This is a genomic window from Pontibacter sp. CAU 1760, assembly GCF_054482735.1.
Genome location: NZ_JBTLRL010000001.1, coordinates 105,359 through 130,729 on the forward strand (window position 1 = coordinate 105,359; position 25,371 = coordinate 130,729).

Here is a 25,371-nt window from a genome sequence, read left to right on the forward strand (position 1 = left end):
ATATAAATATAATAGACTTGTGAGTGAATGCAAAATTAAATTGTTTTTATTCAAAAAAATACCTATAAGTAGGTACTGCTAAGAAGAATGGCGATCAAGTAGAAATTTTTCTGGAGATATAGAGCAGGGGATATATTATTCGCCTTATTTTCCCTATAATGCACCTTTAAATCCTGCTATCTACTGAAAACAAACACATGCTCCATACCCATACCCCTGCCGTTGCCCACTTCATCACGCGCTGGAAAGCCTCCGGCGCTTCGGAACGCGCTAACTACCAGCTGTTTTTAACCGAGCTGTGCGAGCTGCTGGGCGTGGAGAAACCGCAACCTGCCACCGACAAGGTGCACGAGGCAAGCTATACTTTTGAGCGGCCCGTGGTGTTTGACGATGGCGAGGGCAAGACCAGCACCAACTTTATCGACCTCTACAAGAAAGACTGCTTTGTGCTGGAGGCCAAGCAGGGTGCTGACAAGGCAAGTATAAGCGAGGCCGAAATGCTGGGCGCGGAACGGGCAAAAACCAAAACCGGCACTGCCACCCGCGACACCCGCACCTGGGACCGCGAAATGAAGAAGGCCAAGGAACAGGCCCTGCGCTATGCCCGCTCCTTGCCGACCACCGAAGGCTGGCCTCCGTTTCTGGCCGTGGTGGATGTGGGCTATTGCATTGATTTGTATGCCGACTTTGCGAGGCAGGGCAAAACCTACGTGCCTTTCCCGGACCCGCAGAACTACAGAATTACCCTCGACGAGCTGCACCGCGAAGAAGTGCGCGAGCGCCTACACCTGCTCTTCACGGAACCGTTGGAGCTGGACCCGAGCCGTCGCGCTGCCCGTGTAACGCGTGCGCTGGCCGAGCGGCTGGCGAAACTGGCGGCCTCTTTGGAGCAGACCGGCTATACACCGGAGCAAGTGTCGGGATTCCTGATGCGCTGCTTGTTTACCATGTTTGCCGAAGACGTGCAGCTGCTGCCCGACAACTCGTTTACCAAACTGCTGCAGGACTACCGCCAAAGTATAACCTACTTCCCCGATGCCCTGAAGGCGCTCTGGCAAAGTATGGACAGGGGCGGTTTCGACCCGGCCCTGCGCACGGTTATCCCGCAGTTTAACGGCTATTTGTTTAAAGACCCCGAGGCGCTGCCCATCACCGAGGCGCAACTAGACCTGCTTATACTGGCCGCCGAGGCCGACTGGGCCGACGTGGAGCCTGCCATTTTCGGTACGCTGCTGGAGCGGGCTTTGCAGCCGCGCGAGCGCCACAAGCTGGGTGCCCACTACACGCCCCGCGCCTACGTGGAGCGCCTGGTAATGCCTACCGTTATTGAGCCGCTGCGCGAAGAGTGGGAAGCAGCCCGAACCGCCTCGGCTATACTGGAAGACAACGGCGACGAAGCCGGAGCCCGCAAGGAGATAGAGAACTTCCACCGCCGTTTGTGCTCGGTGCGCGTACTGGACCCGGCCTGCGGCAGCGGAAACTTTTTGTACGTAACCCTGGAGCACCTCAAAAGGCTGGAGGGCGAAGTAACTGAGTACCTCGACCATTTCCCGCGCCAGTTGGGCTTCGATATGACAGGCGGCTATACCGTAACCCCGGCGCAGTTGCTGGGCCTGGAGGTTAACCCACGGGCAGCGGCCATCGCCGACGTGGTGCTCTGGATCGGGTATTTGCAATGGCACTTCCGGGCGCATGGCTCGGCCACCCGCCTGAGCAATCCTATTTTGCGCGAGTACGGCAACATAAAGCAGCAGGACGCGGTGCTGAGCTACTCCGAACGCAAAGAACGTCTCGACAGCAATGGCCAGCCCGTTACCCGCTGGGATGGCCACAGTACCAAAACGCACCCGGTTACCGGACAGGAAGTGCCCGACGAAACCGCCCGCACCATCACCTACGATTACCTCGACCCCAAACCCGCCACCTGGCCCGAAGCCGATTTTATTGTAGGCAACCCGCCATTTATAGGCCCTGCCCGTATGCGCGAGGCTTTGGGAGATGGCTATACCGAAGCGCTCCGCAAAGTATACAAAGGTGCTGTGCCGGAGAGTGCAGACTTCGTGATGTATTGGTGGCATAAAGCCGCTGAAATTGTTCGAGCTGGTAAGGCTGAACGCTTTGGCTTCATCACCACCAATAGTATAAAACAGACCTTTAACCGCCGTGTGATTGAGGCGCAGATGCAGGCAAATCCGCCGCTCTCCATCACACTTGCTATACCTGACCATCCGTGGGTTGATAGTGCGGATGGTGCAGCTGTAGAAATTGCTATGAGTGTGGCAGAAAAGGGAGATTCTATAGGTAGGCTTCTAACTGTTGCATCTGAAACTAGAACGTCTAGTATGGAAGTTGAAGTCACCTTTCATGAAAAAGCTGGAAAAATCCATGCTGACTTTCGGATAGGAGCTGAGGTGATAAACTCCAAAATGCTTAAATCAAATTCTAATTTGAGTAGTAGAGGAGTTATGTTGTTTGGAGCTGGCTTTATATTAGAAAAGAATCAGATAAGTAATTTTGATTATACTGAGAATTCTGAATCAGTCAGAGTAATAAGACCATACATGAATGGCAGAGATTTAACGGCAAAGAATCGTGATGTTTATGTGATAGATTTTTATGGACTATCAGTCGAGCAATCACGTTCAAAATACCCAAAAATCTATCAACACATCTATAATCATGTAAAGCCTGAACGTGATCAAAACAGAGATAAAAGTATTAGTGAGAATTGGTGGACGTTTGGAAGAACCCGACCAGAAATAAGAGAAGCAATCAAAGGTACAGGCCGATTTATTGCTACAGTAGAAACTTCAAAACATAGATTTTTCACACTTTTAGACGAGTCCATACTTCCTGATAATAAACTTATAGCAATAGCACTCAATGATGCTTTTCATTTTGGAGTCTTATCTAGCACTATACATCAAAAATGGGTTTTAGCAGCAGGCAGTACCTTAGAAGATAGACCTGTATATGTAAAAACAACTTGCTTCGAAACCTTCCCCTTCCCTACCGCTACCGAAGTACAGCAGGAGCAGATCCGAGGTATAGCCGAGCAGCTGGACGCGCACCGCAAGCAGCGGCAGGCGCAGCACCCCACGCTCACCATCACCGACATGTATAACGTGCTGGAGAAACTGCGGTCGGGCGAGGCGCTTACTCCCAAAGAGCAGAAAACCCACGAGCAGGGGCTGGTAAGTATACTTTTGCAGCTGCACCAGGAGCTGGATGCCGCCGTAGCCGCCGCCTATGGCTGGCCCGCCAACCTCCCCGAAGAAGAGATACTCGAGCGCCTCGTAGCCCTGAACAAAGAGCGTTCTGCTGAAGAAGCACGCGGCCACATCCGCTGGCTCCGCCCCGCCTACCAGAACCCGCTAGGCACCCAGCAAGGCGAGTTGGGTATGGAAAGCAAAAAGAAAGGCAAAGCCGCCACCGCAACCGCCAAAGAGCAACTGGCCTGGCCTAAAAACCTGTCGGAGCAGGCACAGGCCGTGCAACGCGCCCTGCAGCTGCACGAGCGCCCCGCCACCGCGCAGGAACTGCTGCAGCAGTTTAAGCCAACAGGCAAAGCCCAGCAACCCCAGCGTCTCCAGCAAATAGACAGCCTGCTGCAAACGCTCCACGGCCTGGGCCTGTTAAGGAAAACCGAGCAGGAGCAGTATGCGCGGTAATTCGCCATGCCACGCAAAACCACCCCAAGCCCTCCCCCCACTTTGTCCTTTCGAGCCTTGGCGAGAAATCTGGAGTATAGCCTATCCTATAACCCCAGATCTCTCCCGCTGGTCGAGATGACAGCTGAAGGTGAGGTAGCATACCCTTTGTCATTTCGAACGAAGTGAGAAATCTGGAGTATAGTTTTTTCGATCACCAACTCTTTCTCTGCCGGTCGAGAAGACAGAAGATGCAGGCCTTATTCAGGGTAAAAAAGAAGTAGTAACACGCATAAAAAGAATGCAACAAGCTTAACCGGGGCAACCTCCATGCATAGCCACAACTACTTTGTGTACATCACCACCAACCCAGGTAAAACGGTCTTATACATCGGCATGTCCAACACCTTGCAGCGGCGACTGGAGGAGCATGCCCTGAATGCTGGCTTACCTCATACCTTCGCCGGAAGGTATTACTGCCACCTTCTAGTATACTATGAGCGATTCACACAGGTAGAGCATGCCATCGCGCGGGAAAAGGAGCTCAAAAAGTGGAGCAGAAAGAAGAAAGAAGCGCTCATCGCCCAGCAGAACCCGACGTGGGCTTTTTTGAATGAGGAGATAGCAGAGGACTAAAAGTCTCCCTTTCCCCCTGTCATCCCGTTCCCTGTCATCTCGTTCCCTGTCATCTCGACCAACGGGAGAGATCTGGACGCTATGGGTATAGGGTTCACTCAGATTTCTCGCCAAGGCTCGAAATGACAAAGGGTGCGCTGCCGTTCCCTGTCATCTCGACCAACGGGAGAGATCTGAAATTTATGGGCTCTCTCAACTCAGATTTCTCACTTCGTTCGAAATGACAAAGAGGGGTATTGGAAATTTGCAGAGTCATACCCCCTTGTCCCCTCGCTCCAATGCCACATCCGAAAGAATAAAGATGACAGCCTAGGTAATTCGAAAAGCATATGAGAAAATAAGCAGGTAAAGCGGTTGCTATCCCAGCTTATTAAGGAAAACGGAGCAGAATTACTATATTAAACGGGTGATTTTTAAACAAAGAATATAACCATTTAAATATTTAATAAGTAATACCAGTTGCCATAATGGCTGACATGGCTATCAAGGTACATTTTAGAAAAATAGATATCGCTGTTATATAAATCAATCCTATAAACCTGATCTATATGCTTCACAGAACCTGCCTTGTATGGGCTTTACCCTTGTTATTGATAGCCAGTGCTTGTAGCATGCAAGCGATTGATACCGCATCAGCAGGAGAGGTTTCGGCAGAAACAGAAACGCTGGAACAGGAAACACCGCAACCTGACCAGGCGCAGTCCCTAGCAGGTGAGAATACGCCGGCTACCAGGACTGCTGCAGATGCCAGTTCAGCTGAAGCACCGGTTGCGAACGCTACTCAGGAAACCAGTGCAAACACGGCACCTGAGCCAACAAATGAAAAGAAGCAGAGCGCTGATGATGCGCCCCTTTTCCAAAGCCCGAACTATAAGCTGGGTGGCAAAATAGTGCCGGGCCATTATGCCTGCCAGGAAATGCCGGGAATGCAACTTAAAAGTTTGAGCGAAATGGGCACATTCCAGCGCTCCACCACCCGCTGGACCAGTCAGTTTGATATACTGGACGGGGCAACTTATAACTACCGGGGCTCCACACCCCGGCCTGGCAACTACAATTACAACCTTAAAAGCGGCACAATTACCTGGACTAGCGGCCCCTACAGCAGTGACCCGGGCGAAGAGGATACCATTACAGGTATATTCACAAAGCGCGCCAGCGACGACCATCCGGTAATACTATTGGTGTTCCGTAGCCCAGCTTATGGAGAATCATGCGAGTATTGTGCGCTTGTACCTAAGCAGTAATCAAGATTTCATAGCCATAGCTGGTCTGGGTTGATCAGGTAACATAGTATAAAAATAAGGCGCGTAATTAACTTTTATGCGGCTTATTTTTATACCCCATGCCAGGGTAGGGTCGTTTCATTCTCTGCTTTACTGGCGCCCCGAAGGCTTTCGGGGTGTCTAAAAATGGTGTCGGGTTTGCAACTCGACTGGGCCAGAGGCCCAATTATAATTTACACGAGCGAGACGCTAGCGAAGGCAATGTTAAAATGAAACAGCCCTGAATACCAGGGTATCAGGGCTGAAGATAAAACACTGCTTCATCATCAGAGGGCCTTTTCCTGAAGCAGCATTAATTGTTGCACCTGCATACTGAGTCGTTTAGCTTCCGCCGAAACTTTTTCCAGGCACCTTCGGGCTGACGGCTATACGCCCTCCACGGGCCGTAACCATGTTCGCTGCTCCCAGGGTAGTTACAATGGTCCGTGTTTCGTTTGTGCCCATGTTTTGGCTGATAGCGGTAAGCTGACTGTGCAGAAAACCTTGTATGCTCCAAAGCATATTGCAAACCAGGGCGGCAGCATCAAAAGGGTTTTTTGCCCTAAGCCGGACGAATGCCAGCGGTGGTACTATGGGCAGAAAGCCAAAAAGCACCTGCTGCATTAGTGTTAATAATCCGGGCTGGGAGGTATAAACGGCCAGCTATCTACCGAAAGATTCGGAAGGGGGAAAGGGATGCCATGGCGCAGGTTTTCTGCCGTCTTTCGCCAGGGCCGGGTATGGTGGGGCATCAGAAAGCAGATGGGCGAGAACCTTCTTTAAGGTTGCGGGAGCTATTGTTTAAAGGCGTCGGTATGCCGGGCTACACGGTAGTAATAGCCCATCATAAGCACAAAACAGATGCTGTAATACAGCTCACCCAACTCTTCTTCCCGGCCCGTTGGCTCATCCAGCATCAGCAGGGAAGCCAGTATAAAACCAATGCCCAGAAACCTGGGAGGGAGGACCAATTGCCTGAACAGCACCAGCACCTTGTTTTGCTTCGCTACCAGCCGGGGCAGCAAAATGCCATACACCGACACGACCACCAGGGCAATATGCTTCGTCTTGATCTTGAAGATGCCCTGAAAGGTATTGTGGAGGTTCGTCTCGTGCTGATCGCTGTACCTGGCGAAAAAACCTGTTGTTTCCCAGCCAAAGATGCGCTGCCCCCAACTGATTTCCTCCAGCCCGGCCAGTAAACTGAACAGCGAGAACAGCACAAAGAACCAATGCAGGTACGCAAACTTCCTGTAGATGGCCACGGCCGCTAAAAGCGCTACGGTGCTGGTAACGATCAACCCTAAAAAGGTGATCCACTCAACGAGCTGGTCCTCCTGCAGCACATGCCGGTACAGCTCCCTGGCAAGGGCGTAGAGTGCTATAAACAAAGCAGTCAGCCCAAGAAAGAGGTACCAGGTGGTATACCGGAAGTGTCTGATTTCAGTCTCGGGGTTAGGCATGCCGCTAGCTCGTTAATTCGTGCTTCTGATCCTTAAATAAAACGCTGCTAGAATATCCAGGCAGAAGAATATTGGTTGCAACGCAGGAAGGATAAATAAGTTGGCCTGCCATAATTTGCAACGGGCTTTCTGACGGATGAGGCCTTGCCTTCTACCTGGCCTTAGCAGGATAGGGGAATCAAAGCTCTGGAAAGCACTGCGCAGCTACTGCCAGGTTTCTTAGCAGCATGACAGGAATTTTTGAATGGTTTTACTGGAATGTAACAGCCCTTATGTAACAAGGGGATGATTTCTGAACGCGCTTGTGCGTGCGTAAAATCGCACAAAAACAAAAAAGCCACTTACGTTATCCGTCAGTGGCTTTCTCTGTAGCTCCCCCTCCTGGGCTCGAACCAGGGACCCCATGATTAACAGTCATGTGCTCTAACCAACTGAGCTAAGGAGGAATCTTATGTTGTTTTCAGCGACTTTCCCGCTGATTGATGGTGCAATATTACGGCAGTTTAGATTATGGTGCAAGTCCGGGCTAAAAAAACTTTTGGCATCTGCCGTAATTTACTGAAAATCAATTTCAAAAATTTAGTTGGTGATATGCAGCACCGAACCCGATAAAGTGGTGCGGTACTTCCGGAGGCCATATACAGCCGGGCCGCCCGAAACCTCACCCTGCAAATTAAACTGAGAGCCACAGCAGTCGTCTACGAGAAAGAGGTTCGACGGGTCTACGGTTACTTTAGAGCAGGAAGCCGTGGGGTCGTAGGGGCAGGCGCGCTCAAAGGCGTCATACTGGCCTGCGTTTTGGCGAACGACCAGAATGCCCTTATACCCCCCCGAAAGGTAAGCGTGGCCACCGTCCTGGCGCAGCCCCGGGTACAGCTGGCTGTTTACGTTCACTTGCTGGTCTACCACCACATCAGGGATGTGCGGCCCGACGGTGTTGCTGCCGCAGGCTGTCAGCAGCACGACCAGCAGGGGCAGCACGGCCAGCAGCAGTCTATTCATAGGTATAAAAGCCCTTGCCTGTTTTGCGGCCGTGGTGCCCGGCATCCACTTTCTGCTGCTGTATGCGGTTTGGTCTGAATTTGGCGTCATAATGGAAAGCCTCGAACATCGAGGAGGTAACTGAATAATTAGTATCAACACCAATCAGGTCCATGAGTTCAAAAGGGCCCATCTTAAAGCCGCTGGCCTGCATCAGCTTGTCAATCGTTTCCACATCAGCCACGCCCTCTTCCAGCAGCTTCAGGCCTTCCACGTAAAAGTGGCGCGCCACCCGGTTCACGATAAACCCGGGAGAATCCTTCGCCATCACCGCCGTTTTGCCCAGCTTCTCGGCCAGCTGTTTTATAATTTCAGCAGTTTCAGGCGAGGTAGCGGCCCCCGAGATCACCTCGACCAGCTTCATGATATGCGCCGGGTTAAAGAAATGCATGCCCACTACGCGCTCCGGGTGTGCCACGGCTGCCGCAATCTGGGTGATGGGTATGGAGGAAGTATTGGAGGCCAGGATCGTATCGGGGGTATTGATGCTGGCCAGCTCCTGAAAGATGCTCTGCTTCACCTCCAGGCGCTCCACCACGGCTTCAATGATAACGTGGCAGCTCAGCTGCAGCGTGTCGCCGGTATAGGAAATGTTGGCAAGCGTAGCCGTTTTCTCTGCCTCCGTCAGTTTGCCGCGGGCAATGCCTTTGTCGAGGTTAGTGATGGTGGTCTGCTGCGCCTTGTCCAGTACCTGCGCGTTAATATCGAACAGGATGGTCTTGTAGCCTGCCTGCGCACAGATCTGGGCAATGCCCTGGCCCATGGTGCCGGCTCCTACTATACCGATGGTTTTGATATCTTCTAATTTCATGGCTTAGCGCGTTTCTATAAAAACGATGAGTGAATGCCCTGCAGTACTTCTGTTTGATTTAAAGTATGGCAACACATTCACTCATTCACTTATGCAGTCATTCAAAATTCCTAAATAACTCCTTCAAACTGGCGCAGGAAGCGCACATCGTTCTCGGTGAACAAGCGCAGGTCCTTTATCTGGTACTTGAGCATCGTGATGCGCTCGATGCCCATCCCGAAGGCAAAGCCAGAGTATACCTCCGGGTCGATGTCGGAACTTTGCAGTACCGCAGGGTCCACCATACCGGAGCCGCCAATCTCAACCCATCCTGACCCTTTGCAGATGTTGCAGCCCTCGCCTTTACAGATAAAGCAGGTGATGTCGATCTCGGCGCTTGGCTCTGTGAACGGGAAGAACGACGGGCGGAAACGGATCTGCGTGTCCTGCCCGAACATCTCCTTGGCAAAGTAATACAGGGTTTCCTTCAGGTCCTTGAAGCTCACGCCCTTGTTCACGTACAGGCCCTCTACCTGGTGGAACACCATGTGCGCCCGTGCCGAGATGGCCTCGTTGCGGTATACGCGGCCCGGCATAATGCTGCGGAGCGGCGGCTGGTTGTTCTCCATCAGGCGCACCTGCACCGTGGAGGTATGGGTGCGCAGCAGTTGCTCCTTGTCCTCGCTCAAGAAAAAGGTGTCCTGCATCTCGCGGGCCGGGTGGTTCTCCGGGAAGTTCAGCGCCGAGAAGTTGTGCCAGTCGTCCTCCATCTCCGGGCCTTCCGACACGTTGAAGCCGATACGCTCAAAAATGCGCACGATCTCCTGGCGCACCAGCGAGAGTGGGTGGCGCGTGCCCAGCGTGTTCGGAACGGTAGGCAGCGTGAAATCGAAGCCCGTGTCGCCGGATGTGTCTGTGGCGTTGGCCAGCTGCTCCTGGGCCTGGTCGAAACGCTCCTGCGCGCGGTTCTTCAGGGTGTTCAGCTGCTGGCCCACCTCGCGGCGCTGCTCTGCCGGCACCTCTTTCAGGTTGTTGAACAGGTCGGCAATGCGGCCCTTGCGGCCTATGTAAGCGATGCGGAATTGCTCCAGTTCGGCGGCGTTGCTCAGCTGCGCTGCCTCTATCTCTTGTGCTATTAGTTGTATGTTCTCCACCATAATACACAAAGATAATAATTTGATGCGTTCGGCCTCTATTCCGGTAATCCTGAGTTGGTGCAAGAGGAGGGTGTTTGACTAACGTTCGCAGGGACAGGGCGCGACCCAATGCCGTAAACGTAAGGCGAAGCTGTCATTCCGAGCCTTTGCGAGGAATCTGAAGAATCACAGTACAATAAAACATTCCAGATCTCTCCTTTCGTCGAGATAACAGATTAGATATAGCTTCACCATAAGTTTACGGCATTGGGTTGCGACCTGTCCGAATCATTTTACCAACCAAGCTATCAGAACCAGGATTTACAGGATTTGAGGATGCACGGGATGGCGTTTCTGTAACGCATCAATTAAAACGTTGCATTGCCTTGGCCATCCGTCATGCGAACAGTACCCGACCTGTATTTACAATTGCCATACCTGCTTTCCATAAGTATTGCGGCTGAAGGTTGGCGGCGCATCGGTAAATTGCAGAAAGGCGATATGCTTCGTAGCTTACCGACTAAAACCCGCAGCTCGCCGACTTCTTCTTCGTGCCAACCTATTAACCCTGGACGCGTGCACTGGCTTTGAGTACCTTTATATCAGAAACTTAAAGAAAAGGAACTATGGAAAATAAAAATCAAAACCCCAACAGCGATAACTGGCAAAACCCACAGCGGGGCACCAGCGGGAAAGTATTGGCGGGCCTGCTGCTGGTAACCGTCGGCGTTTTCATCCTCGGCTCGCAGCTCCATCTCTTCTTCTTCCCGCACTGGGTGTTCTCGTGGCCCATGATCCTGATTGTAATTGGCCTCTTCATTGGGTTCAAGCATAACTTCCGCAAGTCAGGTTGGTTGGTGCTTGTGCTTATCGGCTCCATCTTTCTCCTCAACGACCTGATTGTTGACATAAACCTACGGGTATATTTCTGGCCGATACTGCTGATTGGACTTGGCCTTTGGATGATGCTGAAGCCGAAGAACCGGCACGAGGATTTCTACCGAAACCTAGCCCCCCGCGCTGCCGAGCCCAATAAGCAAGAAGCTGATGGTCTGAACCCAGACGAGCCAGGCACAGGAGCTCACACAACCCAGGGCAATTACAGCACCGAGGAGGTTGTGGACTCGGCGGCCATCCTGGGCGGCGTAAAAAAAAACATCATCTCTAAGAACTTCAGGGGCGGCGAGGTGGTGAGCGTTTTCGGGGGCACCGAGCTGAACCTGAGCCAGGCCGACCTGCAGTCGCCGGCCGTGCTGGAGGCCACGCAGATCTTTGGGGGCACCTCCCTGATTGTGCCGGCAAACTGGCAGGTGAAGTCGGAGGTGGTCGCCATCCTGGGTGGCATGGACGACAAGCGCCCCCTGCTGCAGAGCAGTAGCTACGACCCTAACAAGGTGCTGATCCTGAAAGGTGTGGCATTGTTCGGCGGGTTAACCATCAAGAGCTACTAAATTGTTACGTGTTTTATTGTTGATTACCAAGTGCTGTATGGCTATCGGTTTAACAGTTATTTACAGTCTATAAGCAGCATGAAAACAATTAGCAGGTAACAATCTCCAATTAACAACCACCAATTAACCATCATCCCACATGCCTACAGTTCGTGTCATACTGGTATACCTTTGCTGGGCGCTGTTATGGGCGGGCGTGCAAACGGCGCTCCTGTGGTATGGCGGTTTGCCCCTGAAGCTGGCGGCAGTAGACGCGCTCCTGACCAATTTGCTGCTGGCAAGCGGCAGCTACGCTATGGGGATGGGCCTGCGCTACTATCAACCCAGCATAAGAGAGGCCGCCTACCTGCTGGTGTGGAGCCTGGGCTTGGCAGTGCTGAGTACGATGGCCTTTTACTGGGTTGCCGCCCAAATTTTTGTAGCGGAACAAGGGTATGTGGCTTTTATAGAGGCTACCCTGGGGGTTCGGTTTGTGTTTACATGGCTGATGGTTCTGCTGCTGCTCTTGCTGAGCTGGTTCTGGTTTTATACCCTAGAGCGGCAGCAGGACGAGCAGCGCCGTGCCGATGCCGAGCGGCTGGCCCGTGACGCGGAGCTCCATACCCTGCGGCAACAGCTGCAGCCGCATTTTCTGTTTAACAGCCTCAATTCTATTTCCGCCCTGCTGGTGATGAAGCCTGAAAAAGCCCGCGCCATGATCCAGCAGCTCGCTGACTTTTTGCGCGGCACCCTGCGCAAGGACAACCAACAGCAGGTAAACCTCGCCGATGAGCTAAAGCACCTGGAGTTATACCTCGAGATCGAGAAAGTGCGGTTCGGCCATCGGCTGCAAACCGCGATAGAGGTGCAGGAAGATGCCCAAACCATGCGCTTGCCTGCCCTGCTGCTGCAACCTGTGGTAGAAAACGCGATCAAGTTTGGTTTATATGATACCGTGGGCGACACAACCATCCGCATTCAGGCTACCGCGCAGGACCACCACTTGCTGCTGCAGGTAGAGAACCCCTATGACCCCGCCACTGCGCGCCCGCAGCAGGGCACCGGCTTTGGCCTGAGCTCCGTGCAGCGCCGCCTGTACCTGCTCTACGCCCGCCCCGACCTGTTGCAGACCCAGCAGCAGGGAAACCAGTTTATCACCCGCATTAAGATACCGCAAAACTAGAACGATGATGAAATGCCTGATTATAGACGATGAGCCCCTAGCCCGCAGCATTGTGGCCGAGTACCTGCAACAGTACCCCGAACTGGAAGTAGCCCAAGAATGCGGCGATGGCTTTGAGGGTATAAAAGCCATCCAGCATCACCACCCTGACCTCGTCTTTCTCGACATCCAGATGCCCAAGATCAATGGCTTTGAGATGCTGGAGCTGGTGGAGCAGCAGCCCGGCGTGATCTTTACCACCGCCTATGATGCCTATGCCCTGAAAGCCTTTGAGGCCAATGCCGTGGATTACCTGCTCAAGCCTTTCAGCCGGGAGCGCTTTGGTGCTGCCTTGAAAAAATGGCTGGAGAAACGCCATGCGGGCACTTCAGGGGGGATGGCGGCAGAACTGAACGAAGTGCCTGCCAAGCAGCCGGAAGAGCAACTGCGCATCGTGGTAAAGGCGGGGAATGATATCCGGATCATACCCGTGGAAGACGTCCTATACCTGGAGGCGTACGATGACTATGTGAAAGTCCATACCCCGGATGGGCTGTTCCTGAAGAAGAAAACCATGCGTTACTACGAGCGGGTGCTGGACGCTAAGCAGTTTGTGCGCGTGCACCGCTCCTACATCATCCCCCTTGCCCAGCTTACACGCATTGAGCCTCTGGAGAAAGACACGCACATCGCTTTGCTGAAGAACGGGGTGCGCGTACCCCTGAGCCGGAGCGGTTACAGCCTGTTGCGCACCGTGCTTGGCATCTGACCCGGCACAGCTTGCCTACAACCACCTCTGCCGTGCTATTCGTCTACAAAATCGGGCTGTTTAGCTAGTTTAACGTTCCCTTAACTTTAAATGCGCTACATTTAAGTCGTTGTTTTTCAGGTAGTAGCAAACTTTCTGATGGCAAGCCTGTTCAGGTTATATCTTGCCGGAAACTTTCGAAATAGAAAATGTTTCCATAGTTTTGCGGCCGATACGTGATATGGAAGCAGTAGAAAGAACAGACACTAAATCGAAGATACTGCAGGCGGCCATTGGGCTGTTCTGCCAGCGGAGCATTAAAAGCGTTTCGATGGATGACATTGCCCAGCACCTGGCCATGTCCAAAAAGACCCTGTACAAGTGGTTTGCCAACAAAGACCAGGTGGTGTACGAAACGATGGAGAACTACCTGGCCACCGTGCAGGGCGACTGCGAGTGCTTTGTGGAGACATCGGGCAATGCTGTAGAGGAGATTTTTCAGATCATGGCGCTCACCAAGCAGGTGTTCTCCCAGATTCACCCTTCCATTTTCCATGACCTGCAGAAGTACCACCCGGAGAGTTGGGCGCTATGGCACCGCCATAAAAACAGCTTTATGCTCACGAAGGTGAAGGACAACATTCTGCGGGGTATAAACGAGGGGCTTTTCCGGAAAGACCTGGATGTGGAAATCATCGCCCGCATGCGCCTGGCCATCCTGGAGCTGCCTTTCAACAACCAGGTGTTCCCGCCGCATGAGTATAATATCAGTCGGGTGCAACTGGCTGTGCTGGAGCACTACATGCTGGGCATCGCCACGCTAAAAGGCCATAAGCTCATCAACGAGCTGCTGCACATCAAAGAGGAAGAATAAGAGCAAGACAATACACCTTAAAATTGAACATGAAAAAAAGTCTAAGCCTGCTAGCCGCCTTCCTGATGCTGTGGAGCACTTACGCGGCCCATGGCCAGGGCGGCCAGTCCTTTAGCCTGCAGGAGAGCATCAGGTACGCGCTGCAGAACCGCGCCAGCCTAAAGGTTAGCCGCAACCAGCAGCGCATCGCCAAGGCCCAAGTGGGCGAGATCCGGGCGATGGGCCTGCCGCAGGTCAACAGCTCACTGGAAATCGGGGATAACTTCATTCAGCAGCAGAGCTTCCTGCCAGCCGAGTTTTTCCAGGACCCCAATAACCCGAACGCACCGGAGCCGGGCACCTTTGTGCCGGTTACGTTCACGCCGGCTTATACCGGCAACGCCACCGTAACGGGCAGCCAACTGCTCTTTGACGGCACTTACCTGATCGGGCTAAAAGCAGCGAAGACCTACACCGAGCTGTCGCGGAAGCAGGCGGAGCAGAGCGAGATCGAGGTGGCTGAGCAGGTGGCCAAGGCCTATTATGGGGTGCTAGTAAACCGCGAGCGCTTCGAGCTGCTGAACCAGAACCTCGTGCGCCTCGACACGATCCTTTACCAGACCGGCGTGATGTATGAAAACGGGGTAGCCGAGAAACTGGACGTGGACCGGCTGCGCGTGCAACTGAACAACCTGAAGGTAGAGCAGCAGAAAACCGCCCGCCTGATGGCTGTGAGCGAGAATTTGCTCAAGTTTCAGATGGGGCTCGACCAGCGGCAGCCCATTCAGCTCACCGACGAGTTGGCCGAGGTAGAAGTGGACATCAGCCAGCTGAACCCGCAAAGCTTCAACTACAGCGACCGCATCGAATATTCTATCCTGGAAACGCAGCGCGACCTGGCTGAGCTGGATTTGCGCAACCGCAAGTCGGGATACCTGCCCAAGCTTTCCCTGAATGCTCGCTATGGCTACATTACGGCCAGCAACAGCTTCAGCAGCGTAACCAAGACCAGCAACTGGCTGGAATACGGTTATGTGGGCGGGCAATTGCAGTTGCCCATTTTCGACGGGCTGCGCAAGCACTACCAGATCCAGCAAGCCAAAGTAGCCCTCGAGAATACCAAGTTGGGTTTCGAGGCCTTGGGCCAGAGCATCGACCTGGAGCTGGCGCAAGCCTCCACCGAGCTGACCAACGCACTGGAAGTGCTGGAGGCCCGGCGCGAGAACATGGCCCTGGCGCAGGATATTGCAAGGGTGGCAAAGATCAAGTTTCAGGAGGGAGTAGGGACTAACCTGGAGGTAGTGACCGCCGAAACCGACTTGCGCGAGGCACAGACCAACTACTATGCGGCCATGTACGATGCCCTGATTGCCAAAGTGAATTTAAGCCGCGCCACCGGCACGTTGCTGGCTGAATAAAATAAGAAAGAAGATCCCCTTTAAGAACTACAAATGAAACGATACATCGGAATTTACGCTGTGGCCCTGGTGCTGGGTATGGCAGCATGCGGCACAGGCAACGACAAAGAGGCAAAGCTGGCAGAGCTGAAAAGCGAGCAGGAAAGACTGGGGCAGGAGATTGCCGCCTTAGAGGCCGAGTTGAAGGCGGACGGCAAGACAGTAGCCAAAGAAAAGAAGACGGTGCCCGTAAGCGTCACCACCCTTGCGCAGGACACCTTCCGCCATTACCTGGAGGTACAGGGCCGGGTGGACTTTGATCAGAACGTATTTGTAAGCCCTAAAGTGGGTGGCGTACTGACCAGCGTGCGCGTGGACCGCGGCGACCGGGTATCGAAGGGCCAGACCATGGCGACCATCGATGCGCAGGTGCTTGAGCAGAACATCGCGGAGCTGAGAACCCGCCTGGAGCTGGCCCGCATTGGCTTTGAGAAGCAGCAAAACCTCTGGAACCAGAAGATCGGCACAGAGATGCAGTACCTGACGGCCAAGAACAACAAAGAGGCCCTGGAGCGCAGCCTGGCAACCTTGCAGCAGCAGCGCGACCAGTTCAACATCAAGTCCCCGATCAGTGGGGTGGTGGACGATGTGGTGCCTAACGCCGGGGAGGCTGTGATGCCGGGCATGGGCATCATCCGGGTGGTGAATACGCAAGGCGGCAAGATCGTGGCCGAGGTGTCTGAAGCTTACCAGAGCAAGATAAACGAAGGGGATAATGCGGTGGTGTTCTTCCCGGACCTGGGCAAGGAGGTGGAGATGACCGTGGATGTGGTGAGCCAGTTTATCAACCCAACCAACCGCACCTTTACGGTGGAGCTCCGCTTTAAAAACGACAAGAGCCTGTCCCTGCGCCCGAACATGGTGGCCGTTGTCCGGATTCAGGATTACAGCAAACAGGGCGTGGTAGTGGTGCCGGTAAACCTGGTGCAGCGCGATGAGAACAAGGCTTATGTATACGTGGCCCGCAAAGACGGTGACCGCTACGTGGCGGCCCGCAAAGAAATAGAGACTGGCAGAGACTACAAGGGGATGGTAGAGGTGCTGAGCGGACTGACCAGCGGCGAGCAGGTCATTACGGCCGGTTACCAGGGGCTGAACGAAGGCCAGCCTGTCGTGTTCTCGCAGGAGAGCCTGAGCCAGAAATAACCACCAGAAGCAAGCGATTATGAAGCAGTTTAAGCCAACTAACTGGTCGATTGACAATAGAACCAGTATCTATATCATCACCATTATCCTGACCCTGGCAGGTATCTTTTCTTACGTCAACCTACAGAAGGAGAATTTCCCGGACATCGTGATCCCGACGGTGTTTGTGGGGACGGTATACCCGGGCACGTCTCCCTCTGATGTGGAGAACCTGGTTACGCGGCCTATCGAGAAGCAACTGAAGGCCTTGTCGGGGGTGAAGAAGGTAACGTCTAACTCTATCCAGGACTTCTCCATGATCACGGTGGAGTTTAACACCGATGTGGATGTGCCGGCAGCCAAGCAGTTGGTGAAGGATGCCGTGGACAAAGCCCGCTCAGACCTGCCGACCGACCTGCCCCAGGACCCGGATGTGCAGGAAATCAACTTCTCGGAGATCCCCATCATGCAGGTGAACGTGTCGGGTAACTATAGCCTCGACAAGCTGAAGAATTATGCCGAGGAGCTGAAAGACCGCATCGAGTCGAGCCCCGAAATTACGCGCGTGGACATGGTGGGCGCTTTGGAGAAAGAGGTGCAAGTAAACGTGGACATGTACAAGATGCAGGCCGCCCGCGTTACGTTCAATGACGTCGCCAACGCGATCTCCCGCGAGAACATGACCATTTCGGGTGGCAATGTAACGGTGGGCGATATGAAGCGCTCGGTGCGCGTAGTGGGCCAGTATACAGACCCGAACCGAATCAGCGATATTGTGGTGCAGTCCGTATCAGGGGGCAACATCCGGCTGGGTGATATTGCCCAGGTGGCCGAGGGTTTTGAGGAGCAGGAAAGCTATGCCCGTCTTGACAACGAGCCAGTGATCACGCTCAACGTGATCAAGCGAAGCGGCGAAAACCTGATCGAGGCTTCTGACAACATCGCCGCCACCATTGATGAGATGAAAGGCGCCACGCTGCCCGACGACCTGAAGGTTACCGTAACCGGTGACCAATCCACCCGGACGCGCCATACCCTGAACGACCTCATCAATACCATCATCATCGGCTTTGTGCTCGTTACCCTGATCCTGATGTTTTTCATGGGGACGACCAACGCCATTTTTGTGGGCCTTTCTGTGCCGCTCTCCATGTGCCTGGCCTTCATTACGCTGTACTTCTTCGGCATCTCGCTCAACATGATCGTGCTGTTTGCCTTTCTGCTGGCGCTGGGTATTGTGGTGGACGACGCGATTGTGGTGATTGAGAACACGCACCGCATTTACCACAACTCCAACCTGAGCATTGTAAGAGCTGCCAAAGAAGCGGCGGGCGAGGTGTTCGTGCCCGTGCTGGCTGGTACGCTTACCACCATTGCGCCTTTCTTCCCGCTGCTGTTCTGGCCGGGGATGGTGGGCAAATTTATGCAGTACATGCCCATTACGCTCATCGTCACCTTGGCGGCATCGCTGCTGGTGGCCTTTATCATCAACCCGGTGTTTGCGGTTTCCTTTATGAGGAGAGACCACGAGCAGCAGGTATCACCAAAAGCGCGCCGCCGCTTTGCCCTGGTTAATGGCATTGCTCTGGCTGTAGCGGTGGTGCTGTACCTGGTGGGGTGGTATGGCACCGCCAACCTGATTGTGCTGGGCGTGCTGCTGGTGGCGCTCAACAAGTATGTGTTTACGGGCTTGATCAACGGGTTCCAGAACAATTTGCTGCCGCGCTTCATGAACGGGTATGAGCGCCTGCTGCGCTGGATGCTGGTAGGCAAGCGCCCGGTAGGGGTGTTTGCCGGGGTATGGGTTCTGCTGCTGCTCTCGTTTGTACTCATTGGCGTACGCTCGCCTAAGGTGGTGTTCTTCCCGGAGTCTGACCCCAATTTCGTTTATACCTACATCAACATGCCGATCGGTACGGACCAGGCCGTGACGGACTCCGTGACCAAGCTGGTAGAGCGCCGCATTTATGGTGTGATTGGGCAGGACAATGCGGATGTGGAGTCTGTGATCTCGAACGTGGCCATTGGGGCCGGCGACCAAAACGAACGCAGCGTTACGGCGCAGTCGCATAAAGGAAAAGTAACGGTGGCTTTTGTGGAGTTCATGGACCGCAGCGGCGAAACGAACACCAGTGAATACCTGAACCAGATCAGAAACGCGGTGCAGGGTATACCGGGTGCCGACATCACCGTGGGCCAGGAGCAATCGGGTCCACCAGTGGGAAAACCGATCAGCATCGAGATTGCCGGAGAGGATTTTGCAGAGCTCATCACCCTGTCGAAGCAGGTGGAGACCTACCTCGAGCAGCAGAACATTGAGGGGATAGAGGAACTGCGCTCTGACCTGGAGGACAGCAAGCCTGAGATTGTGGTGAACGTGGACCGGGTGCGCGCCAACCGCGAGGGCATCACTACCGGGCAGATCGGACAGGAGATCCGGACGGCTATTTTCGGCAGAGAAGCTTCCAAGTTCAAGCGCGATGAGGACGAATACCCGATCCAGATCCGCTACGCCGAGCCCTACCGCGACAACATCGACGCCTTGCTGGGCATGCGCATTACCTACCGCGACATGAACAGTGGGCAGGTGCGCCAGATCCCGCTTTCCTCCGTAGCCTCTATTGATTATTCTACGTCATACGGCGGCATCAAACGCAAGAACCTGAAGCGTATGGTAACCCTCGAGTCGAACGTGCTGGCTGATTATAACCCCAACGAGGTGGTGCAGCAGATTGAGCAGTCGCTGGAGAGTTTCCAGACGCCGGAGGGGTATACCGTGCGCATGGGCGGCCAGCAAGAGGAGCAGCAGGAAACCATGGAGTTTCTGCTGATGGCGCTCGTAGCGGCCTTCTTTATCATCTTTCTTATCCTGGTTACCCAGTTCAACTCTGTCTCCAAGCCGTTCATCATCCTGTCGGAGGTGCTGTTCAGCATCATCGGGGTGCTGCTGGGCTTCTCTATCTTCGGGATGGATGTATCCATTGTGATGACGGGCGTTGGTATAGTCGCGCTGGCAGGCATTGTGGTGAAGAATGGCATCCTGATTGTGGAGTTCACGGATATTCTCATCGGGGAGGGGATGGAGCTGAAGGACGCGATCGTGGAGGCCGGCAAGACCCGCCTCAACCCAGTGCTGCTCACGGCCACGGCCACCATCCTTGGCCTGATTCCGTTGGCATTGGGTGTAAACCTCAACTTCTATACCCTGTTTACCCGGTTCGAGCCCCACTTTTTTATGGGGGGAAGCAGTGCCGCCTTCTGGGGGCCGCTTGCCTGGACAATCATCTTCGGGCTTAGCTTTGCCACAGCCATCACCCTGCTGATTGTGCCGGTCATGTACCTGCTGAACCAGAAACTGAAAGACAGGCTGCGCGGAAAGCCGCAGCAACAGACGGGAGCCACAGGCGAAGAGGCCCCCATCCGCAACAATAAAGTAAGAGAATACACAGTTTAAAACCTATGTTACTACAAAGCACAGCTATCGAAAAGGAGGTAATCCGGATTATCAGCAGAACAAAAAGGATAGAGCCCGCACGCCTGCAGGCAGCCAAGCGCCTTGAAAAGGACTTTGGCTTCGAGACCCTGGACGTGGTGGACATCATCCTGGCCTTGGAGAAGAGCTTCGGCATCACCATCCCGGACGAGGTGCCCATCCACACAGTAGGCGACTTTATTGACTATGTGGCGAGCCATACCTACCAGCAGGCAGGGTAGCGGCATCATATTTTGCAAAACCCATAAACAAGAAGCGGGCAGTCTTAACAGGCTGCCCGCTTCCTGTTTATGGGTTTTGTTTTGTGGGCTGCTTGCACTCGTGCCGCAGCAGCCTGTAAGGGATCATGGCCGAAGCATGATAATCTGAAGAAGTAAATTTTATGCGATGCGGTAGGGTTTAGAAGATGGAGATGCGGAATGCTTTCAGTTTCTTGTCCAGCAACTTGGCGTCGCCGCAAATGCTGTCGAGCAGCGACCAAAAGCCTGGGCCGTGATTTTTCTCTACGGTATGCGCCAGCTCATGCAAAATCACATAATCGCAAAGCGCGTCAGGCAGACGCATCAGGTGCAGGTTCAGGTTGATGTTGTTGTTATGGGAGCAGCTACCCCAACGCGACTTGGCGTTTTTGATGAACACGTTCTGGTATTCCAAGCCAAACTTCTCGGCGAAATAGGCCACACGCTGCGGCAGGTACTGCTTTGCCTCTTTTCGGTAAGCCTCCTCAATAGACTTACGGATGAACTTCTGCACGTCCGGGTCGGCTACATCTTTAAAGGCAGGGTAAAATACGTTGATATAGCCGTTTTGGAGCAGGCAGCGCATATCATACCGGGCATGGGTGAGCAGGCGCAGGGTATGGCTCCTGGTCTGAAACTCCGACTCATGGGTATATACCGTCAGCTTTTCCTCCTGCTGCTCCATGCGGGACTGGTGCTCGCGTATCCAGTCGGCTTTAGTATAGATAAGCTGTTCGGCTTTCTCAAAGCTGATATGCGGCGGCACGGCCACCCGAATCCCCTTTAAGGGGCGCACACTTATACTCAGGCGTTTTGCTTTTTCGCTACGCTCAAACAAAACTTTCCCGATCCCATCAATGTGCAGATTAACGGAAGTAAGACGAAGAAACGATGAAGACACTTTGGCTAATAGTTAAAGTACAAATTCTCACGTTCAAATATATACATTATATCTCTTAAAAAAAGCCTAATGCCCGATGATTTATATGATTTATTTTAAATTAATGTATTTGTATTGTACTATATGTAAATAAATATAGCATCCTGAAAGTGTGGTATAACTGCCGATCAGAGCCAGGGATAGATAGCGAATTAGTGCAAAAAAATAGGCAAACCTATAATGTAGGTCTGCCTATATAACAATTCTGTGGTACTACTGGTGTTAACGGATATTGCCGCCCGTAGGCCTTTCGTCGTTGGGGTTCTTGGGGCTGCGGCTACTGTCTGTCGTGGCAGTGCGCAACGTAGGCGCATCCGTGCTTTCAGCTTCGCCGTGTGTGGAATGGTGCTTAACAGGGCTAACAGGGGCAGATTCCTTGGCTTTTGCGTCGGTTTTGGCCGGCACAGCCCCCTGTAGCTTTTTCCATTCGTCTTTCTTTGCTTCCATCAGTTTCCAGGTTAAGGTTACTTACATGTCTTTCGTTGTCTGTATCTCTGTGTCGCCCTCAGCGCGGTCGCTGTACTTGGGCGTACCAAATGAAGTGTCGACATTGTGCGGTTCTGTTACAACGGGCTTCACCTTGATCGGGCGAGTGGCATCCCATTCTTTAAACCTGTCCAGCTCCGATTTGATGCTGGTCATAAACCAGGCCAGCAGCGTTGCGTCGTCCAGGAGGCCGATTACCGGAATCACATCCGGAATGAGGTCGATAGGGGTGATGAAGTAGATCAGCACAGCTACGCCCCCTACCACGGTCGACGAAGGGATACCCTTGTACTCGCCGGAGGTAGCGGCCTTTATCATGCGCGTTAGCAACTGCAGGTTTTCCCATACCTCGCCGGCCAGCGCACCTACTCCTTTCTTGGAGGATGCTTTCTTCAGGGTGTCGGTTATGAGCTCAGCCACCTGGGAAGGATGCTTCAGGTATACCTCAGCTTTTTTAAGTATATTTTTGAAAAAAGGGCTTTGTGCAATGTTTTTGCCCTCTGGTCTTTGGTTCTCCATTGGTGTGTATGCTTTTATAAGGGTCAGATATCCTTTGTGAATCAATGCCACTGCTTTGGGCTGCAAGTTGCTTAAACAATGGTAACCTTTCTATACTTGCTGCCAATAATTTTGTTCGGCTTGGCAGGCAACAAAAAGGCCCTGCAGTTAACCTGAAGGGCCTCCCTGTAAGTGCATCTGCTGGCTTAGTTTACCCTGCCGGCAGCGTAAAAGTTCTTTCTGTAGTATGGCTCCTGCAACGAGCTCACCTTTACGCCCCCTGTGGTAGAGGAGTGTATAAACTTGTTGTTCTTGAGGTAGATGCCCACGTGGTAGATGGGGCCTTTGGCGCTTCTTCGGAAAAACACCAGATCGCCGGTGCGCATCTTGTCCCGCTTTACCCGGCGCACATCCTGAAACATAGACCGGGAGCTGCGGCTGAGGTCCACGCCATACACATCGCGGTAAATGCGGGTCACGAAACCAGAGCAGTCGGTGCCCTTTTTAGAGTTGCTGCCATAGCGGTAAGGGGTGCCAACCCACGTGGAGGCCGTCTCAACCAGCTTCCTGTAGTCCGGGTTGCGGAACCGCAGCCCCAGGTTCCGGACGAAGTACTCCTGCTGCACAACCTCAACCGCTGTCACAGGCTCGGGCGTCAGGTCGGCTTGCAGGGCCTGTACCATGTCCTCGGGTGAGTTTATTGCGTAGGGAGTAACAGGAAAGGTGCTGCCCACAATGGTTGCCGGTGCGGCTGGCGATGTCGGGGCTACCTCGTAAAAGTAAGAGAGCGCCAGCGAGAAAATGGCCAGCACGCTCAGGATAATTGATTTTGTCATAGGGTTTAGCTTGTGCAAAGCTGCCGGGGCAGCCTTTACAGTATTCACCTTTTGGCGATAAAAACGACTCTCGGAAAGAAGCCAAAAAGCCCGTAATGCCCGCCAGATACAAGCAGGCACTTTAGCAGGCGAACAAAAATAGGCACTGGCATCCAAAACACCAAACCCAATCGCCGGGTTATTTGCTTGCTACTGTGGTGGTTCTGGCAAATTCGGCGGCAGGGGTATGGGTAAAGTGTTATTTCTGACGAACCGATAAACCATTTTTGAAACCACGAAATTTAATGGCGTGATGGATTATAAAGTTGTAGAACGCTCGCCCTTTGCAAGAATTGCGCGGCTGGTCCTTAAAAGCAGCAATGTGGCCATGGTGCTGGACAAGACCATACATTTGAGCGGTGTGAGCCGCGACCACTTCCTGCAAGACGAAGGCTGGGTAGCCCATGAGCTGTGCCATATCCGGCAGTTTCGGGAGCACGGCTTCTTCCGGTTCCTGTGGCTTTACCTCCGGGAGTCGATGCGGGTAGGATACTATCATAACAAATTTGAGGTAGAGGCCCGCCTGGAAGGGATGAAGCACCGCAGGCACATGCACCCCGCCAAGCGCGCCAGCAACACCATCGCCCCCACCGACTTGCCCTTTCCCGCTGACAGCAAGCGCGAGGTATAGCCACAGCAGGCCTCTTAGCGGCGTGCTGTGGCTATGAAATATAAGGTATGGTTACTAAGCCGGGGCAGGGCTGGCTTAACAATTCGCCTGCCTGACCGTTACTTATACCACTGACAAATGGTTTAACACTAAAAACAAACTTGATAATGGCGAATAAATTAGAAGGCAAAAAAATAGCGATTTTAGTAGAAGAGGGATTTGAACAGGTGGAGCTGACCAAGCCGCTGCAAGCCCTGAAAGACGAAGGAGCAGAGGCGCATGTCATCTCCCCGAACAAGAACAGCGAGATCAAAGCCTGGAACCACACGGATTGGGGTGATAAGTTTACGGTAGACAAGAAACTGAGTGAGGTGAAAGCGGCGGATTACAACGGGCTGCTGCTGCCAGGCGGCGTGATGAACCCCGACAACCTGCGCACCAACAAGGAGGCGGTAAGCTTTGTGAACGAGTTCATGGAATCTGGCAAGCCCGTGGCCGCCATTTGCCACGCCCCCTGGACGCTGATCGAAACGGGCAAGGTGAAAGGCAGGAAAATGACCAGCTACCATACCCTGCAAACCGACCTCAAGAACGCCGGCGCTGACTGGGTAGATCAGGAAGTGGTGATAGACAAGGGGCTGGTGACCAGCCGTAACCCCGATGACATCCCGGCCTTCAACAAAAAGATGATCGAAGAATTTGCCGAAGGAAAACACGATAGATAAGGCTTATGTTGGTAAAAATAAAAGAGGCTGCACCAGATAGGGGGCAGCCTCTTTTATTTTTATACATGACTTTATATACTCAACAGTACTGCTGTATGTTATGAAGACGGGAAAAGCCGGAACAGCTCGCTGGCCGAAAACTCTAACAGCACCACCAGCACCAGGTCCAGCAAAAACAGGAAGACACCTTGCAGCACCACGGCCTGGCCCCAGCCCAGCAGTTGCTCCGTTTTTGGCGAGTTGCGCGACCGCTCTTTCAAGTAAGCCCCGATAGCGATATAGGCCAAGTCCAGGCCCACATTCAGGTACAGAATCTTCTTGTAAGTCAGGTGCTGCTTCAGGCTCTGCAGCAACGTAACGGTGGCTGGGTCTTTAGAAAATATGCTATAAAGCGCAAATCCGGCAATCATCAGGTTCACGATGTTCCAGTAGAGGTTCATCTGAAAATAGTATTTGCGGCTGCGGGTGGCTTTGGTCAGCTTTAAGCCGCCCAGTAGGATATTAAGGATCGCCCAGCCCGCCAACACCAGCATTCCTGCCTTTAGCGTGACGGCCTGCTGCTGGTTAAAGACCTGTAGCGGCGTGCTTTGCGCAGCTGCAGTAAAGCCAAGGAACAAAAGCGGTAGCAGGCACCAAATTTTTTTCATAAACACATTCTAGTTTGTATAGCAACGCCCAAAAACCGCGCTTAGCATATCAGAAGCCAAGTAGCTGGCACAGGCCTTACAGCGTTTGGCCAGGAGGGCGAG

General features: G+C 53.3%; 22 protein-coding genes and 1 tRNA gene. 13 read left to right on the top strand and 10 right to left on the bottom strand.

Going from position 1 to position 25,371, the window contains the following annotated elements:
• Positions 1-197: 197 nt before the first annotated feature.
• The 3 genes from ACXYMU_RS00410 to ACXYMU_RS00420 all read left to right on the top strand — a co-directional run bounded on the left by ACXYMU_RS00410 (position 198) and on the right by ACXYMU_RS00420 (position 5,533).
• On the top strand, positions 198-3,671 hold the full coding sequence (locus tag ACXYMU_RS00410; protein WP_458984369.1) for a class I SAM-dependent DNA methyltransferase: 3,474 nt from the start codon (positions 198-200) through the stop codon (positions 3,669-3,671).
• A gap of 309 nt (positions 3,672-3,980) precedes the next feature.
• Positions 3,981-4,286, top strand: a complete 306-nt coding sequence (locus ACXYMU_RS00415) for a GIY-YIG nuclease family protein (RefSeq protein WP_458984370.1) — start codon at positions 3,981-3,983, stop codon at positions 4,284-4,286.
• Positions 4,287-4,897: 611 nt separating this feature from the next.
• Positions 4,898-5,533 (top strand): hypothetical protein, encoded by a 636-nt coding sequence (locus tag ACXYMU_RS00420; protein WP_458984371.1) that lies wholly within the window; start codon positions 4,898-4,900, stop codon positions 5,531-5,533.
• A gap of 812 nt (positions 5,534-6,345) precedes the next feature.
• Here the strand turns inward: ACXYMU_RS00420 and ACXYMU_RS00425 are convergent.
• From ACXYMU_RS00425 to pheS, 5 genes are all read right to left on the bottom strand, one after another.
• Positions 6,346-7,014: a hypothetical protein gene (locus tag ACXYMU_RS00425; RefSeq protein ID WP_458984372.1), complete on the bottom strand. Its 669-nt coding sequence runs from the start codon at positions 7,012-7,014 to the stop codon at positions 6,346-6,348.
• A gap of 372 nt (positions 7,015-7,386) precedes the next feature.
• A tRNA-Asn gene (locus ACXYMU_RS00430) sits at positions 7,387-7,460 on the bottom strand.
• A gap of 133 nt (positions 7,461-7,593) precedes the next feature.
• The gene (locus ACXYMU_RS00435; RefSeq protein ID WP_458984373.1) at positions 7,594-8,016 is read right to left on the bottom strand and encodes a Rieske (2Fe-2S) protein; all 423 of its coding nucleotides are present in this window, start codon (positions 8,014-8,016) and stop codon (positions 7,594-7,596) included.
• Positions 8,009-8,866, bottom strand: a complete 858-nt coding sequence (locus ACXYMU_RS00440; protein WP_458984374.1) for a 3-hydroxyacyl-CoA dehydrogenase NAD-binding domain-containing protein — start codon at positions 8,864-8,866, stop codon at positions 8,009-8,011. The genes ACXYMU_RS00435 and ACXYMU_RS00440 overlap by 8 nt, the downstream gene beginning before the upstream one ends.
• A 110-nt stretch (positions 8,867-8,976) precedes the next feature.
• The gene (gene pheS, locus ACXYMU_RS00445; RefSeq protein ID WP_458984375.1) at positions 8,977-10,002 is read right to left on the bottom strand and encodes a phenylalanine--tRNA ligase subunit alpha; all 1,026 of its coding nucleotides are present in this window, start codon (positions 10,000-10,002) and stop codon (positions 8,977-8,979) included.
• 605 nt (positions 10,003-10,607) lie between these two features.
• Here pheS and ACXYMU_RS00450 point away from each other — a divergent pair.
• The 8 genes from ACXYMU_RS00450 to ACXYMU_RS00485 all read left to right on the top strand — a co-directional run bounded on the left by ACXYMU_RS00450 (position 10,608) and on the right by ACXYMU_RS00485 (position 20,470).
• The gene (locus tag ACXYMU_RS00450) at positions 10,608-11,432 is read left to right on the top strand and encodes a LiaF transmembrane domain-containing protein (RefSeq protein WP_458984376.1); all 825 of its coding nucleotides are present in this window, start codon (positions 10,608-10,610) and stop codon (positions 11,430-11,432) included.
• A 139-nt stretch (positions 11,433-11,571) separates the two neighbouring features.
• Positions 11,572-12,594 (top strand): sensor histidine kinase, encoded by a 1,023-nt coding sequence (locus tag ACXYMU_RS00455; protein WP_458984377.1) that lies wholly within the window; start codon positions 11,572-11,574, stop codon positions 12,592-12,594.
• Between the two features lie 4 nt (positions 12,595-12,598).
• A complete protein-coding gene (locus ACXYMU_RS00460) occupies positions 12,599-13,342 on the top strand; it encodes a LytR/AlgR family response regulator transcription factor (RefSeq protein WP_458984378.1) in 744 nt (247 codons plus the stop codon).
• 220 nt (positions 13,343-13,562) lie between these two features.
• A complete protein-coding gene (locus ACXYMU_RS00465) occupies positions 13,563-14,195 on the top strand; it encodes a TetR/AcrR family transcriptional regulator (RefSeq protein WP_458984379.1) in 633 nt (210 codons plus the stop codon).
• A gap of 29 nt (positions 14,196-14,224) precedes the next feature.
• On the top strand, positions 14,225-15,592 hold the full coding sequence (locus tag ACXYMU_RS00470; protein WP_458984380.1) for a TolC family protein: 1,368 nt from the start codon (positions 14,225-14,227) through the stop codon (positions 15,590-15,592).
• 33 nt (positions 15,593-15,625) lie between these two features.
• Positions 15,626-16,777, top strand: coding sequence for an efflux RND transporter periplasmic adaptor subunit (locus tag ACXYMU_RS00475; RefSeq protein ID WP_458984381.1), 1,152 nt, complete (start codon positions 15,626-15,628; stop codon positions 16,775-16,777).
• 19 nt (positions 16,778-16,796) lie between these two features.
• Positions 16,797-20,210, top strand: coding sequence for an efflux RND transporter permease subunit (locus ACXYMU_RS00480; RefSeq protein ID WP_458984382.1), 3,414 nt, complete (start codon positions 16,797-16,799; stop codon positions 20,208-20,210).
• 5 nt (positions 20,211-20,215) lie between these two features.
• Positions 20,216-20,470, top strand: a complete 255-nt coding sequence (locus ACXYMU_RS00485; protein WP_458984383.1) for an acyl carrier protein — start codon at positions 20,216-20,218, stop codon at positions 20,468-20,470.
• A 178-nt stretch (positions 20,471-20,648) separates the two neighbouring features.
• Here the strand turns inward: ACXYMU_RS00485 and ACXYMU_RS00490 are convergent, their stop codons facing one another.
• The 4 genes from ACXYMU_RS00490 to ACXYMU_RS00505 form a co-directional block, all read right to left on the bottom strand.
• Positions 20,649-21,389, bottom strand: coding sequence for a M48 family metallopeptidase (locus ACXYMU_RS00490; protein WP_458984384.1), 741 nt, complete (start codon positions 21,387-21,389; stop codon positions 20,649-20,651).
• 261 nt (positions 21,390-21,650) lie between these two features.
• Positions 21,651-21,875: a hypothetical protein gene (locus ACXYMU_RS00495; RefSeq protein ID WP_458984385.1), complete on the bottom strand. Its 225-nt coding sequence runs from the start codon at positions 21,873-21,875 to the stop codon at positions 21,651-21,653.
• Positions 21,876-21,896: 21 nt separating this feature from the next.
• Entirely contained in the window at positions 21,897-22,433 is a 537-nt protein-coding gene (locus tag ACXYMU_RS00500) for a YkvA family protein (protein ID WP_458984386.1), read from the bottom strand.
• A 185-nt stretch (positions 22,434-22,618) separates the two neighbouring features.
• Positions 22,619-23,248: a C40 family peptidase gene (locus tag ACXYMU_RS00505; RefSeq protein ID WP_458984387.1), complete on the bottom strand. Its 630-nt coding sequence runs from the start codon at positions 23,246-23,248 to the stop codon at positions 22,619-22,621.
• A gap of 292 nt (positions 23,249-23,540) precedes the next feature.
• On the opposite strand from ACXYMU_RS00505, the gene ACXYMU_RS00510 reads away from it, so the two are divergent.
• Positions 23,541-23,918 carry a hypothetical protein gene (locus tag ACXYMU_RS00510; protein WP_458984388.1) on the top strand — a complete coding sequence of 126 codons (378 nt, stop codon included), beginning with the start codon at positions 23,541-23,543 and terminating at the stop codon, positions 23,916-23,918.
• Between the two features lie 146 nt (positions 23,919-24,064).
• The gene (locus tag ACXYMU_RS00515) at positions 24,065-24,622 is read left to right on the top strand and encodes a type 1 glutamine amidotransferase domain-containing protein (protein WP_458984389.1); all 558 of its coding nucleotides are present in this window, start codon (positions 24,065-24,067) and stop codon (positions 24,620-24,622) included.
• 98 nt (positions 24,623-24,720) lie between these two features.
• Here ACXYMU_RS00515 and ACXYMU_RS00520 read toward each other — a convergent pair whose 3' ends face one another.
• Entirely contained in the window at positions 24,721-25,269 is a 549-nt protein-coding gene (locus ACXYMU_RS00520; RefSeq protein ID WP_458984390.1) for a DUF6992 family protein, read from the bottom strand.
• Between the last annotated feature and the right edge of the window lie 102 nt (positions 25,270-25,371).

Bases quoted from the DNA above. Each gene is read 5' to 3' on its own strand.
- ACXYMU_RS00410 (WP_458984369.1), top strand. From the start codon at position 198: ATGCTCCATACCCATACCCCTGCCGTTGCCCACTTCATCACGCGCTGG.
- ACXYMU_RS00415 (WP_458984370.1), top strand. From the start codon at position 3,981: ATGCATAGCCACAACTACTTTGTGTACATCACCACCAACCCAGGTAAA.
- ACXYMU_RS00420 (WP_458984371.1), top strand. From the start codon at position 4,898: ATGCAAGCGATTGATACCGCATCAGCAGGAGAGGTTTCGGCAGAAACA.
- ACXYMU_RS00425 (WP_458984372.1), bottom strand. From the start codon at position 7,014: ATGCCTAACCCCGAGACTGAAATCAGACACTTCCGGTATACCACCTGG.
- ACXYMU_RS00435 (WP_458984373.1), bottom strand. From the start codon at position 8,016: ATGAATAGACTGCTGCTGGCCGTGCTGCCCCTGCTGGTCGTGCTGCTG.
- ACXYMU_RS00440 (WP_458984374.1), bottom strand. From the start codon at position 8,866: ATGAAATTAGAAGATATCAAAACCATCGGTATAGTAGGAGCCGGCACC.
- pheS (WP_458984375.1), bottom strand. From the start codon at position 10,002: ATGGTGGAGAACATACAACTAATAGCACAAGAGATAGAGGCAGCGCAG.
- ACXYMU_RS00450 (WP_458984376.1), top strand. From the start codon at position 10,608: ATGGAAAATAAAAATCAAAACCCCAACAGCGATAACTGGCAAAACCCA.
- ACXYMU_RS00455 (WP_458984377.1), top strand. From the start codon at position 11,572: ATGCCTACAGTTCGTGTCATACTGGTATACCTTTGCTGGGCGCTGTTA.
- ACXYMU_RS00460 (WP_458984378.1), top strand. From the start codon at position 12,599: ATGATGAAATGCCTGATTATAGACGATGAGCCCCTAGCCCGCAGCATT.
- ACXYMU_RS00465 (WP_458984379.1), top strand. From the start codon at position 13,563: ATGGAAGCAGTAGAAAGAACAGACACTAAATCGAAGATACTGCAGGCG.
- ACXYMU_RS00470 (WP_458984380.1), top strand. From the start codon at position 14,225: ATGAAAAAAAGTCTAAGCCTGCTAGCCGCCTTCCTGATGCTGTGGAGC.
- ACXYMU_RS00475 (WP_458984381.1), top strand. From the start codon at position 15,626: ATGAAACGATACATCGGAATTTACGCTGTGGCCCTGGTGCTGGGTATG.
- ACXYMU_RS00480 (WP_458984382.1), top strand. From the start codon at position 16,797: ATGAAGCAGTTTAAGCCAACTAACTGGTCGATTGACAATAGAACCAGT.
- ACXYMU_RS00485 (WP_458984383.1), top strand. From the start codon at position 20,216: ATGTTACTACAAAGCACAGCTATCGAAAAGGAGGTAATCCGGATTATC.
- ACXYMU_RS00495 (WP_458984385.1), bottom strand. From the start codon at position 21,875: ATGGAAGCAAAGAAAGACGAATGGAAAAAGCTACAGGGGGCTGTGCCG.
- ACXYMU_RS00500 (WP_458984386.1), bottom strand. From the start codon at position 22,433: ATGGAGAACCAAAGACCAGAGGGCAAAAACATTGCACAAAGCCCTTTT.
- ACXYMU_RS00505 (WP_458984387.1), bottom strand. From the start codon at position 23,248: ATGACAAAATCAATTATCCTGAGCGTGCTGGCCATTTTCTCGCTGGCG.
- ACXYMU_RS00510 (WP_458984388.1), top strand. From the start codon at position 23,541: ATGGATTATAAAGTTGTAGAACGCTCGCCCTTTGCAAGAATTGCGCGG.
- ACXYMU_RS00515 (WP_458984389.1), top strand. From the start codon at position 24,065: ATGGCGAATAAATTAGAAGGCAAAAAAATAGCGATTTTAGTAGAAGAG.
- ACXYMU_RS00520 (WP_458984390.1), bottom strand. From the start codon at position 25,269: ATGAAAAAAATTTGGTGCCTGCTACCGCTTTTGTTCCTTGGCTTTACT.